This window comes from Streptomyces sp. NPDC034086 (assembly GCF_055575515.1).
Genome location: NZ_JBVISM010000003.1, coordinates 35,912 through 48,617 on the forward strand (window position 1 = coordinate 35,912; position 12,706 = coordinate 48,617).

Annotated in this window: 10 protein-coding genes; 5 read left to right on the top strand and 5 right to left on the bottom strand. The window is 73.6% G+C overall.

Annotated features, from left to right (window positions below):
* Window position 1 precedes the first annotated feature (1 nt).
* Genes ACZ514_RS10055 through ACZ514_RS10065 form a run of 3 tightly spaced genes read right to left on the bottom strand, consistent with a single transcriptional unit; the run spans window position 2 to window position 3,647 of the window.
* Window positions 2-1,732, bottom strand: coding sequence for an L-aspartate oxidase (locus tag ACZ514_RS10055; protein WP_468175411.1), 1,731 nt, complete (start codon window positions 1,730-1,732; stop codon window positions 2-4).
* On the bottom strand, window positions 1,729-2,736 hold the full coding sequence (gene panC, locus ACZ514_RS10060; RefSeq protein ID WP_468175414.1) for a pantoate--beta-alanine ligase: 1,008 nt from the start codon (window positions 2,734-2,736) through the stop codon (window positions 1,729-1,731). The genes ACZ514_RS10055 and panC overlap by 4 nt, the downstream gene beginning before the upstream one ends.
* Entirely contained in the window at window positions 2,733-3,647 is a 915-nt protein-coding gene (locus ACZ514_RS10065; protein ID WP_468175417.1) for a Rossmann-like and DUF2520 domain-containing protein, read from the bottom strand. Before ACZ514_RS10065 ends, panC begins: the two co-directional genes overlap by 4 nt.
* 170 nt (window positions 3,648-3,817) lie before the next feature.
* Here ACZ514_RS10065 and ACZ514_RS10070 point away from each other — a divergent pair, with 170 nt between their 5' ends.
* Window positions 3,818-4,939: a threonine aldolase family protein gene (locus tag ACZ514_RS10070; protein ID WP_469124500.1), complete on the top strand. Its 1,122-nt coding sequence runs from the start codon at window positions 3,818-3,820 to the stop codon at window positions 4,937-4,939.
* 1,392 nt (window positions 4,940-6,331) lie between these two features.
* Here the strand turns inward: ACZ514_RS10070 and ACZ514_RS10075 are convergent.
* Window positions 6,332-6,541: a hypothetical protein gene (locus tag ACZ514_RS10075; protein WP_468163384.1), complete on the bottom strand. Its 210-nt coding sequence runs from the start codon at window positions 6,539-6,541 to the stop codon at window positions 6,332-6,334.
* Between the two features lie 227 nt (window positions 6,542-6,768).
* On the opposite strand from ACZ514_RS10075, the gene ACZ514_RS10080 reads away from it, so the two are divergent.
* The gene (locus ACZ514_RS10080) at window positions 6,769-7,893 is read left to right on the top strand and encodes a DUF5937 family protein (protein ID WP_469124501.1); all 1,125 of its coding nucleotides are present in this window, start codon (window positions 6,769-6,771) and stop codon (window positions 7,891-7,893) included.
* A gap of 169 nt (window positions 7,894-8,062) precedes the next feature.
* Window positions 8,063-9,613 carry a M28 family metallopeptidase gene (locus ACZ514_RS10085; protein WP_469124502.1) on the top strand — a complete coding sequence of 517 codons (1,551 nt, stop codon included), beginning with the start codon at window positions 8,063-8,065 and terminating at the stop codon, window positions 9,611-9,613.
* Between the two features lie 83 nt (window positions 9,614-9,696).
* Here ACZ514_RS10085 and ACZ514_RS10090 read toward each other — a convergent pair whose 3' ends face one another.
* Window positions 9,697-10,683, bottom strand: a complete 987-nt coding sequence (locus ACZ514_RS10090) for an SAM-dependent methyltransferase (RefSeq protein WP_469124503.1) — start codon at window positions 10,681-10,683, stop codon at window positions 9,697-9,699.
* A gap of 107 nt (window positions 10,684-10,790) precedes the next feature.
* Between ACZ514_RS10090 and ACZ514_RS10095 the strand changes: the two genes are divergently transcribed.
* Both ACZ514_RS10095 and ACZ514_RS10100 read left to right on the top strand, forming a co-directional pair.
* Window positions 10,791-11,993, top strand: a complete 1,203-nt coding sequence (locus ACZ514_RS10095; protein WP_469124504.1) for a sensor histidine kinase — start codon at window positions 10,791-10,793, stop codon at window positions 11,991-11,993.
* A gap of 33 nt (window positions 11,994-12,026) precedes the next feature.
* Window positions 12,027-12,704 (top strand): response regulator transcription factor, encoded by a 678-nt coding sequence (locus tag ACZ514_RS10100; RefSeq protein WP_468163394.1) that lies wholly within the window; start codon window positions 12,027-12,029, stop codon window positions 12,702-12,704.
* Window positions 12,705-12,706: the final 2 nt, after the last annotated feature.

Below are 12,706 nucleotides of genomic sequence, written 5' to 3' on the forward strand. Positions count from 1 at the left end.
GTCACTTCTCCAGGCTGAGGGGGTGGTCTACGGACGGGAAGTCCGCGGAGTCGGTGGGGGTGACGACCAGCGCCCGCCGCTCGGTGCGCGAGAGCCGCACCACGAGGTGGCGGCGCCACGCGGCGTCGTCCCGGTCGGGGTGGTCCTCCCGCCAGTGGCAGCCGCGGGTCTCGGCGCGCCGCTGGGCGGCGGCGACCAGGACGCGGGCCACGCACAGCAGGTTGGTCGCCTCCCAGGTGTCCACGCCCGGCACGGCGGTCTTGCCCCGGTTCTCCAGCTCGCCCAGGGCCGTCGTGTACAGGCTCTCCAGCGCCTCGGCGGCCGCCGCGAGGGAACCGGCGGAGCGGAGCACGCCCGCGCCGTGCGTCATGATGCGCTGGACCTCGTACCGGGCCTCGGCCGGCTGGAGCGGGCCGGTGGCGGGCACGGGTACGCCCGGACCGCCGCCCACGGGCGGGTGGGCGGCGATGTCGTCGGCGATCCGCTCGGCGAAGACCAGGCCCTCCAGCAGCGAGTTGGAGGCCAGCCGGTTCGCGCCGTGCACGCCCGTGCAGGCCACCTCGCCGCACGCGTACAGACCGGGCACGGTGGTGCGGCCGTGCAGGTCGGTGCGGACACCGCCCGAGGCGTAGTGCGCGGCGGGGGCGACCGGGATCGGCTCGGTCACCGGGTCGATGCCGTGGGCCCGGCAGGCGGCCAGGATCGTGGGGAAGCGGTTCTCCCACATCTCGGCGCCGAAGTGCCGGGCGTCCAGGTACATGTGCTGGACGCCCTGCTCCTGCATGCGGCGCGTGATCCCCTTGGCGACGATGTCGCGCGGGGCCAGCTCGGCGAGCTCGTGCTGGCCCACCATGAAGCGGACCCCGTCCGCGTCGACGAGGTACGCGCCCTCGCCGCGCACCGCCTCCGACACCAGCGGCTGCTGGCCCTCGGCGTCCGGGCCGAGGAACAGGACCGTCGGGTGGAACTGGACGAACTCCAGGTCCGAGACCTCGGCGCCGGCCCGCAGCGCCAGCGCCACCCCGTCGCCCGTGGACACGGCCGGGTTGGTGGTGGCGGAGAAGACCTGGCCCATGCCGCCGGTCGCCAGCACCACGGCCGGCGCGTGGACGGCACCGACCCCGTCGTGCTGGCCCTCGCCCATGACGTGCAGGGTGACGCCCGCGGTCCGGCCCTCGGCGTCCTGGAGCAGGTCCAGTACGAGCGCGTTCTCGACGGTACGGATGCCCGCCGCGTGCACCGCCTCGACCAGGGCGCGGGAGATCTCCGCACCGGTGGCGTCGCCGCCCGCGTGCGCGATGCGCCGGCGGTGGTGGCCGCCCTCGCGGGTCAGCTCGATCTCGCCCGTCTCGGCGGACGTGTCGAAGACGGCACCGGCCTCGATGAGCCGGCGCACCGCGTCGGGGCCCTCGGTGACCAGCAGCCGCACGGCCGCCTCGTCGCACAGGCCCGCGCCCGCGACCAGGGTGTCGTCCAGGTGCTGCTCGGGGGTGTCGCCCTCGCCGAGGGCGGCCGCGATGCCGCCCTGCGCCCAGCGGGTGGAACCGTCGTCGAGCCGCGCCTTGGTGACCACGACCGTACGGCGGCCCGCGGCCGCGCAGCGCAGCGCAGCGGTCAGGCCCGCGACGCCGGAGCCGACGACCACGACGTCCGCGTCGAGGGCCCAGCCGGGGGCGGGGGCGTGCAGCCGTATGCCGGTGCCTGCGGCGCCCGGGTTGCCTGTGGTGCTCACGCGTGTGCTCCGAACTCCAATGGGATGTTGTCGATCAGCCGGGTCGTGCCGACCTTCGCCGCGACGGCCAGCACGGCCCGTCCGGTGAAGTCGGGGCCGACATCGGTGAAGTCCTGCGGGTCCACCAGGGCCAGGTAGTCGAGGACCAGCGGCGGCTCGTGCCGGGCCGCCTCCTCCAGCACGTGCCGCGCGGCGGCCCGTACGGCGTCGGGCAGGCCGGTGCCGCCGGTGGCCGCCGCCGACACGGCGTGGGCGTCGGCGGAGGCCCGGATCTCGCCCAGCCGGGCCAGCGCGGTGGCCCGTCCGCCGCCGGCGGGAGCGGCCTCGGCGCGGGCGCACAGCGCGGCCTGCGCGGCGAGCCGGTCGCGGCCCGCGAACAGGGCACGGGACAGGGCCAGCGCGGTACGGCGCTCGGCCGGGCCGAGGTACCGGTTGCGGGAGGACAGGGCGAGCCCGTCGTCCTCGCGGACCGTCGGTACGCCGACCACCTCCACGGGGAAGTTCAGGTCGGTCACCATGCGCCGGATCAGAGCCAGTTGCTGGGCGTCCTTCTGGCCGAAGAGGGCCAGGTCGGGGCGGGTGAGGTGGAGCAGCTTGGCGACGACGGTCAGCATGCCGTCGAAGTGGCCGGGGCGGGTGGCGCCCTCCAGGCGCTCGCCCATCGGGCCGGCGGTGATCCGCACCTGGGGGGCGCCGCCCGGGTAGACCTCGTCCACGGCGGGCGCGAACACCGCGTCGGCGCCCGCCGCCTCGCAGACCAGCAGGTCGGCGTCGAGGGTGCGCGGGTAGCGGTCCAGGTCCTCGCCGGCGCCGAACTGGAGGGGGTTCACGAAGACGGTGACCACCACCTGCCCCTGCGGCCCCACCTCCTCCCGGGCCGTGCGGATCAGCGTGGCGTGGCCCTCGTGCAGGGCGCCCATCGTCATCACGACGGCGCGGCGGCCGGCGCGCGGCAGCGCGTGCAGCTCTTCGGCGGTGTTCAGCGGCTGGAGCGGGCCGGTCATCGCTCGGCATCCTTCGGGTCGGCGTCGTCCGAGAGCACGCCGAGGAGGTCCTCGGCCAGTTCGGGCTTGAGCAGGCCGTGCGCGAGGGCGCGGTCGGCGGTCGTACGGGCCATCGCCAGGTACCCGGCGACGGTGGCGGGGGCGTGCTTGCGCAGCTCGGAGACGTGCGCGGCGACGGTGCCGGCGTCGCCGCGGGCCACAGGGCCGGTCAGCGCGGCGTCACCGGAGCGCAGGGCGTTGTCCAGGGCCGCGCCGAGCAGCGGGCCGAGCATCCGGTCGGGGTGCTCGACACCGGCGGTGCGCAGCAGCTCCAACGCCTGGGCGACCAGGGTGACCAGGTGGTTCGCCCCCAGGGCCAGGGCCGCGTGATAGAGCGGGCGGCTCTCCTCCGCGATCCACTCGGGCTCCCCGCCCATCTCGATGACCAGGGCCTCCGCGGCGAGCCGCAGCTCTTCGGGCGCGGTCACGCCGAAGGAGCACCCGGCCAGGCGCTGCACGTCCACCTCGGTACCGGTGAAGGTCATCGCGGGGTGCAGGGCCAGCGGCAGCGCACCCGCACGGCGCGCCGGGTCCAGGACGGCGGTCCCGTAACGCCCCGAGGTGTGCACGAGGAGCTGGCCGGGGCGCACGGCGCCGGTCCCGGCGAGGCCCTCGACCAGGCCGGGCAGGGCGTCGTCGGGGACGGTGAGCAGCACCAGCTCGGCCCGCTCCAGCACCTGCGCCGGGGACACCAGCGGCACGCCGGGCAGCATCCGGTCGGCCCTGCGCCGGGAGGCGTCGGAGACCCCGGAGACGGCGACGGGACGGTGGCCCGCCTGCTGGAGGGCGCGGGCGAGCGCGGGGCCGACACGGCCCGCGCCGACGACTCCGACGGTGAGCCGGGCGGGACGCGGTTCCTGGGATGAGTTCACGCGGGGAGGGCCTTCCGTTCCAGTCCGCGGGGGGTACCGGACGATACGTCGCCATGCTAGGCCCTTTCCGCGCCCCGGTGCCGGTCAGGCCCGCCCGGGGCGGGGGCGGGGCCTCGGGGGGCGGGGGCTTACGGGGCGGGGTGGGCGGGCCGTCGGCGATGATCAGGGCCATGACCGATGACGCGGAGCGGACGGAGCGGCTCGCGGCCGCCTGGAAGGGCGCCCGCCGGGCCCTGACGCGCGGCGGCCGCGGGGACACCGTCCGGGAGCTGCTGGCCGGGCTCACCGACGCCCCGTACGACCTGGACGCCCCGGCGGACGTCTACGGCGACGGGGTCGTCGCCGACCTGGAGCGCCGGGTCGCGGAGCTGCTCGGCACCGAGGACGCGGCGTTCTTCCCCTCCGGGACGATGGCCCAGCAGATCGCGCTGCGCTGCTGGGCGGGCCGTACCGGGAACCCGGTGGTGGCCCTGCACCCCATGAGCCACCCGGAGCGGTGGGAGGGCGGCGCCCTGACCGCCCTGGCCGGGCTGCGGACCACCCACCCGGTGACTGAGCCGCGCCAGCCGGCGCCGGAGGAGGTCCGGGAGCACCCCGAGCCCTTCGGCACGCTGATGCTGGAGCTGCCGCTGCGCGACGCCGGGTTCCTGCTGCCCGCGTGGGAGGAGCTCGAGGGACTGGTGGACGCCGCCCGGGAGCGGGACGCGGTCGTCCACTTCGACGGGGCCCGGCTGTGGGAGACCACCGTCCACTTCGGCCGGCCCCTGCCGGAGATCGCGGGACTCGCGGATTCCGTGTACGTCTCCTTCTACAAGTCGCTGCGCGGGCTGAGCGGAGCCTGCCTGGCCGGTTCCCGGGACTTCGTGGAGGAGACCCGGGTGTGGCGCCACCGGTACGGCGGCCAGGTCTTCCGCCAGTTCCCCCAGGCCCTGGCGGCCCTGGCCGGGCTGGAACGGGAGCTGCCGCGCCTCCCCGCGTACGTGGAGCGGGCCCGGACCGTCGCCGCCGCGCTGGCGGAGGCGTTCGCGGAGGCGGGGGTGCCCTGGTCCCGGATCCACCCGGAGGTGCCGCACACGCACCAGTTCCAGGTGTGGCTCCCGTACGAGGCGGACCGCCTCACGGAGGCGGGTGCCCGCCTGGCGGAGGAAACCGGCACGGCCCTGTTCCGCCGCTGGTCGGCGGACGGCCCGCCGGGGCTGTCGGTGACGGAGCTGGAGATCACGGAGCCGGGCCTGACGTGGACCCGCGAGGACGTCCGCGAAGCGGCGAGGGGGTTCCTGGCACGGGTGTAGGGGGGCGGGGGTGGTCTTGGCGGGGCGGGGGTTCGGGGGCGGGGGTTCTGCGGGGCGGGGGTTCTGCGGGGCGGGGGTTCTGCGGGGCGGGGGTTCTGCGGGGCGGTATCAGGGCTGGTTTGGGGGTTTCCCGTCAGTCCCATCGTCCTTCCGTGTCGGGCCGGTCCCTCAAGGGCGCTCCTTCGTCGCGTCGCTACGCGATGGCCTTCGGCCACCCTTGACCGACCGTCCCGCCCCGGAAAGACAAGGACTGCCGAGAACCCCCCAAAGAAACGGGACGGTCCAGAGGAGAAGCACTCCCGTATCAGCGATGAGGCGGGGTGGGCGGGCGTCGGTCCGCCGGGCATCCGGGCCCCTCAGAGACCCTCCGGCGGTCCGCCCCCACGCGCCAGATCGCTACGTGCTCCCCATGGCTTAGCGTCCGGCGACCGTCCGGGGCTGATACCTGCACGCGATGTCGATCAGAGCCCCCTTGGGGGGCGGTGGGCGCGTCAGATCGCTACGCGCTTCCCATTTCTCGGCGGCTGATGGCCGTCTGGGGCTGAGAGGCCTCGAGACGGGAGCCCGAGGGTGCCAGGGGTGCTTTGAGGGAGAAATGCGGCTGTCCGGGCGCCTTTCGCGGGTCTTTCGACCGTCTGTCGGAGCGTGGCGTTGTCTTCTTCAACGGCAGATTCCGACAGAGGCCCTTCAGGTCTCGCCCATGGTCGTCAAATGGGGGTAAAAGGGGTGATTCTCTCTCCTTGGTGGACCGCATGACCACAGGCGGGGCCGCAGACGCCTCCCCGACGGAAGCGCATGGCGATCTCACGCGCCCACCACCCCCCAATGCGCTCTGATCGTCATGTGGCGCGGGTACCGGCCCAGGACGGCGGCCGGACGCTAAGCCGGGAGGAGCGCGTAGCGATCTGACGCGCCCACCGCTCCCGAAAGGGGCTCTGATCGACATTTCATGCAGGTATCAGCCCATGACGCGGGCCGGACGCTAAGCCATCGGGAGCGCGTAGCGATCTGGTGCGTGGGGGTGGACCGCCGAGGGTCTTTGGGGGCCCGCATGCGGACACGGTCAGGGCCCGCCCACCCCGTCTCATCGCTGATACGGGAGTGCTTCCCCTCTGGACCGTCCCGTTTCTTTGGGGGGTTCTCGGCAGTCCTTGTCTTTCCGGGGCGGGACGGTCGGTCAAGGGTGGCCGAAGGCCATCGCGTAGCGACGCGACGCAGGAGCGCCCTTGAGGGACCGGCCCGACACGGAAGGACGATGGGACTGACGGGAAACCCCCAAACCGACTGTGACACCGCCCCGCCGAAACCCCGCCCCGAAACCCCGCCCCGCCGGAACAGCCCCGCCCCGCCGAAACCAACGCCCCCGCCCCGCCGGAACACCCCCGCCCCCCATCAGCACGCCCTCCCCCCGTGCAGGATGCGGGTCAGGGTGTGGCGCCAGGGGTGGGTGGCCGGGCGGCCGGCCAGGACGGCGTCGAACTGGGCTTCGGTGCGGACGGCGCGCAGGGCGGCGAGGTCGTGGCGGCCCGGGGGCGGGGGCATGCGGGTGCCGTGCTGGGCCGCGCGGTAGGTGTCCACGAGGTACTGCTCGATCGCTGTCATGGATCCACCCTCACCCCGTTGGGCGCAGAGCGCTCGTCGATTGACGCTCCCCGTCAATCGACGCCTCCCACCTGCGGCGATGCTCCCGCGGCGCCTCGTGAACCCCCCGGACGGGCGCACGGCTGCCCGTAGCCCCGCGCCCGCGTGCATCGCCTCCGTCCCGGCTCCCCGGCGCCGCCTCCGGGGCCGGGCGGTGCGGGGGGCGCAGAGGAGGAGAAGATGGGGCGATGAGCGTCACCATCGACATCGCCGGGCTCCCCGAGGAGCGGATCGGTTTCGCGCCGTCACCGCTCGCCGAGCTCTGCATGGCCCTGCACGCGCTCTCGCAGCCGACCCATCACCCGGGGCTCCAGTCATGGGCCAGGTCCACCACGGCTTCGCTCGACCCCTGCCTGGCGGACCGGCTCCTCGAGGCCGAATTCCTGTGGCGCAGCTCCTTCTCCGACATCTTCATGGCGTTCGCCGGCATTCCCGGCGGCACCGGGCTGCCCGCGCCGACGCTGGCCGGGGAGCTGGACGTGCTCGACCGGATGGACGACGAGCGGTTCGTGATGGCGGCGCTGGAGCACTGCTGGCTGGCGCTCTACAACGAGGGCGGCGGGCCGCATCCGCTCAAGGACGGGGCCGCGCGGGCGAAGGCGCTGGAGACGGCGGCCGCGCGCGGGCCGCGGCAGCTGGAGTTCTCGGTCCGGCTGCTGGACGACCCGGCCGGTGTGCGGGTGTGGATGCGGCGGCTGCTGGAGGACTGCGACGAGGCGTTCTTGGCGCAGACGTGGCGGCGCGTGGAGCCCCGGCAGACCGCGGACGCCCGCCACAAGGCGGAGGTGCTGCGCCGCAAGGGGCTGCCGGCGGCGCTGCGGGAGGTGTCGGCGGCGCTGAGCGTGGACGAGGGCCTGACGACGATCACCGCCGACAAGATGGTCAACGGGCAGGCCACCGCGACCGATCCGCGGATCGGGGCGGGGCTGGTCTTCGTACCGACGAACTTCGGCTGGCCGCACCTGCTGGTGCTGCACGCGCCGGGCTGGCGGCCGGTGGTGCACTACCCGCTGGACTCGCCGGAGCTGGCCTCCGTACCGGGCTCGGTGGAGCTGCTCCAGCGGCGGATGGAGGCATTGGCGCACCCCATGCGGATGCGGCTGTGCCGGAGTCTGGCGCGGGCCCCGTACACGACCAGTGAGCTGGCGCGCGTCTACGGGATATCCGCGCCGGAGGTGTCCCGGCACCTGACCGTGCTGAGGAAGGCCGGGCTGATGCAGACCAGGCGCCAGGGGCGTTACGTCCAGCACCAGTTGGATCTGTCCGTGGTCGCCCGAATAGGTTCCGATTTCATCGAGGGCGTCCTGCGCTGAGCCGATCCGCCCGGGCATCGGACAGTGGCCGGTTTTCGCCCTTTCCGGAGGCGCCGATATCCGGATTTCACAAACCGGAAGCAGTGAAAACCCTGGCGACGGGCGCCCCTTGGTGTCTAACGTGCGTCCACCACTCCCCCACAGGCTCTTCCGCTGTGAAAGGACCTTCATGCCCTCTCGCCGTATAGCCACAGCGACCGCGGCCCTCGCGGCCGCTGCCCTCGTCTCCCCGCTGCTCCTCGCCGGCCCGGCCGGCGCCACGAGCCCGCAGAGCGATGCCGCCCGGGGTGACGCGCTGGCCAGGAAGCTGGTCAAGGACTCGACGGGCAAGGGGGCCAACAACCACCTGAAGGTCTTCCAGTCGATCGCCGACTACAACGGCGGCACCCGCGTGGCCGGCTCCAAGGGGCACGTCCAGTCCGCCCAGTACGTCGAATCCGTGCTGAAGGGCGCCGGGTACGACGTCTCGCGCCACGAGTTCGACTTCGTGTACGTCGAGACGATCTCCGAGAAGCTGAAGGTCAACGGGGCCAACGGCCGTGACGTCCCGCTCAAGCTGATGACGTACACCGCCAGCGGCCCGGAGGGCGGCATCACCGCGCCCGTCGCCGTCGCCCCCGTCGACGCCGACGGCAGCAACGGCTGCGAGGCCACCGACTTCGCGGCCGGCGCCTTCACCGGCAAGATCGCCCTGGTCAAGCGCGGCGGCTGCACCTTCGCGGCGAAGCAGGCGAACGCGGCCGCGGCCGGCGCGGTCGGCGCGATCATCTACAACAACACCGCGGGCGCCCTCAACGGCACCCTCGGCGACGCGAACGCCGGCAAGGTCCCCACGGGCGGAATCAGCCAGGAGGAGGGCGAGAAGCTCGCCGCCGAGGCGGCGGCCGGACCGGTCTCGGTCACCCTGGACATCCGCGAGCTGCGCGAGAACCGCAAGACGTACAACGTCGTAGCGGAGACCCGGGGCGGGGACGAGAACAACACCGTCTTCCTCGGCGCCCACCTGGACTCGGTCGCGGCCGGTCCGGGCATCAACGACAACGGCTCCGGCTCGGCGGGCATCCTCCAGGTCGCGCAGCGCCTCGCGAGCAGCCAGTCGAAGATCAAGAACAAGGTCAAGTTCGCCTGGTGGTCGGCGGAGGAGTTCGGCCTGCTCGGCTCGGAGGCGTACGTGGCCTCGCTGACGCCGGAGCAGAAGAAGCAGATCAGGCTCTACCTGAACTTCGACATGATCGCCTCGCCGAACGCCGCGTACTTCGTCTACGACGGCGACGACTCCGACAAGGTCGGCTCGGGCCCCGGCCCGGAGGGTTCGGCGCAGCTGGAGAGGCAGATCACCGACTTCCTCGACGCGCAGAACATCCCGCACGAGGGCAGCGACTTCACCGGCCGCTCGGACTACGGCCCGTTCATCGAGGCCGGCATCCCGTCGGGCGGTACGGACACCGGTGCCGAGGGCATCAAGACCCCGGCGCAGGCCGCGAAGTTCGGTGGTACGGCGGGTATCGCCTACGACCCGAACTACCACGGCAAGGGTGACGACATCACCAACATCGACCAGAAGGCGCTCGACATCAACGTCGACGTCATCGCGAACGCCGTGGGCCACTACGCCTGGGACCTGGCCCCGCTGACGCAGCCGGTCGTCTCGCAGCCGTCCACCGGCTCCGGCAACGGCGGCGGTCTGCGCCCGGGCCACGACCACGACGTCGAGCAGTAGGAACAGCAGCACAGCCGTACGCCCGAGGGGCCGGGGTTCCGCCAGGAACGCCGGCCCCTCGGCCGTGTCCGCACCCCGCCCCGCTAGCGCGGCCAGGGGCCGATGCCGACCGGCTGGACCAGCCAGCCGAAGTCGCCGAGGCCCCCGCGCGCGGTGAGTTCCGCCGCCTCGCCCGCCGCGGCCAGGGCGCGGACGTAGGCCGCCGGGTCGGTGGAGGCCAGGGACAACGGGGGACGGCCGCCGCGGACCCCGAGCGCGGTGAGGGCCTCGCGCTGCGTGAACAGGGCCGCGCCCGGTCCCGCGCAGGCGTCGAGCGCGACGTGCGCGGTGACGTCGCAGCCCCCGTCCGGGACGGGGGCGGTCTCGCGGCCCGCGCGGAAGCCGGTGAGGGTGCCGTACGGGGGGCGGGCGTCGCGGGTGTGGGCGTAGTCGACCGCCACCGCCAGGCCTCGGTCCAGGGTGGCGACCGCCGCCGCCCAGGCCTCGTCGCGGGCCCGGCCGATCTCCGCCCGCCCGCCGTCCGGTCCCGCCGCCCCGGGCCACCAGCGCTCCAGCCAGAGCCGGTCGGCCTCCTCGAGCGGCCCGCCGGAGGTCTCCGTACCGTCGGGGGCGACCAGGACGTAGCGGCCGTCCTCGGCGATCTCCAGCGGTACGTTGTCCAGCCATTCGTTGGCGAACAGCAGCCCGGTGGTCCCCCGCGGCGGCTCGGCCACCCAGCGGATGCGGGGGTCCAGCCCCCCGGGCTCCGCCGCGCGCTCCACCGCGTACGGGCGCACCCGCGCCGCCGTCTCCGCCGGCAGCGCGGCGAGGACCCCGGCCAGCAGCTCGCCCCGCCCGGCGCCCATGTCGACCAGGTCGAGGCGCTCCGGCCGGCCCAGCGCCCCGTCCACCCACGCCAGCAGCCGGGCCACGGCCCCCGCGTACAGGGCGGAGGCGTGCACGGAGGTCCGGAAGTGCCCCGCGGGCCCCGCCCCGCCCGGCCGGACGTAGAAACCGTCCGGCCCGTACAGCACGGCCTCCATCGCGGCCCGCCACCGGACCGGCCCCCTGACCTCACCCTGAGCGCTCATCCCTCACAGGTTAAGCCGACCCTCCACCTTGCGGAGTACGCCCCTGTCGCAGGGATCGCACCTGTGGTTGACTCCAGCACCTATCTCCTTTCCCTACGCTGGGTTACGTGCAGCGCCTCTACGACTTCATCCGCAGACACCCGACGGGCGTCGACAGCTTCTGGGCTGTCCTCTTCTTCGGGATGTCGATGATGAACGTGGCCGGGGCCGAGGGGCAGAGCACCGCCCTGCGGCTGGCCACCGTGCCCGTCGTCGCCGCGCTGACCGCCGCCCTCGCCCTGCGCCGCAAGTGGACCGTGGCGATGTTCTGGCTGACGGTGGGCGCGGGCCTCTACCAGCTGGCCATCGGCCAGGAAATACAGTTCTGCGACGTCGCGATGCTCGTCGTCCTGTTCACGGTGGCGGCCGCCGACGTCCCCCGTTGGGTGTCGCGCACCGCCCTGGCCTGCGGACTGCTGGCCTCACCGCTGTACTTCGTGCGCTTCGGCATCGACAAGAGCGCCAGTACCGTCGAGGAGATCCTCTTCGCCCTGTTCATGATGGTGCCCTTCGCTCTCGCCTGGGTGACGGGCGACTCGCTGCGCACCCGCCGGGCCTATTACGCCCAGCTCGTGGAGCGCAACCAGCGGCTGGAGAAGGAGCGCGAAGCCCAGGCCAAGGTGGCGGTGGCCGCCGAGCGCGCCCGGATCGCCCGCGAGCTGCACGACGTCGTCGCGCACAACGTGTCGGTGATGGTGGTCCAGGCCGACGGGGCCGCGTACGTCATGGACGTGGCCCCCGACCAGGCCAAGGAGGCCCTCCAGACCATCTCCGGCACGGGCCGCCAGGCGCTGGCCGAGATGCGCCGGCTGCTGGGCGTCCTGCGCACGGGCGAGCCGCAGGAGTCCGAGGACTACGTCCCGCAGCCCGACGTGGAGCAGATCGAGGTGCTGGTCGAGCAGGTACGGGCGGCCGGGCTGACGGTCGGCTTCGAGATCGAGGGCGCACCCCGCAGGCTGCCGAGCGGCGTGGAGCTGACGGCGTACCGGATCGTCCAGGAGGCGCTGACGAACACGCGCAAGCACGGGGGCCCCGACGCGAAGGCGACCGTGCGGCTGGTCTACTTCGACGACGGGCTGGGCCTGCTCATCGAGGACGACGGGCGGGGCGCCGCGCACGAACTGTACGAGGACGGCGGCGCGGACGGCGCCGGACACGGTCTGATCGGCATGCGGGAGCGCATCGGTATGGTCGGGGGAACCCTGGACGCGGGCCCGCGTCCCGGCGGGGGATTCCGGATCAGTGCCCTGCTCCCGCTCAAGAAGAGTTAGCCCCCGCTCAAGAAGAGGTTGAGGTAGTCACGCATGTCCATCCGAGTGATGCTGGTCGACGACCAGGTGCTGCTGCGCACCGGCTTCCGCATGGTGCTGGCCGCCCAGCCGGACATGGAGGTCGTCGCGGAGGCGGGCAACGGCCTGGAGGCGCTGGAGGTGCTGCGGGCCACGGCGGTCGACGTGGTGCTGATGGACGTGCGCATGCCCAAGCTCGACGGAGTGGAGGCGACGCGGCGCATCTGCGAGCCGGAGGAACACCCGAAGGTGATCATCCTGACCACCTTCGACCTGGACGAGTACGCCTTCTCGGGCCTCAAGGCGGGCGCGAGCGGCTTCATGCTGAAGGACGTGCCCCCGGCGGAGCTGCTGGCCGCGATCCGGTCGGTGCACAGCGGGGACGCGGTGGTGGCCCCCTCGACGACGCGCCGCCTGCTGGACCGGTTCGCGCCGATGCTGCCGAGCACGACGGCCGAGCCGGAGAACAAGGAGATCGAACGGCTGACGGACCGCGAGCGGGAGGTCATGCTGCTGGTGGCGCAGGGCCTGTCGAACGGGGAGATCGCGGCCCGGCTGGTGCTGTCGGAGGCGACGGTCAAGACGCACGTCGGCCGCATCCTGACGAAGCTGAACCTGCGCGACCGGGTCCAGGTGGTGGTGCTGGCCTACGAGACGGGCCTGGTGCGCGCCGGCAGCGGCGGCGCCGGCTGACC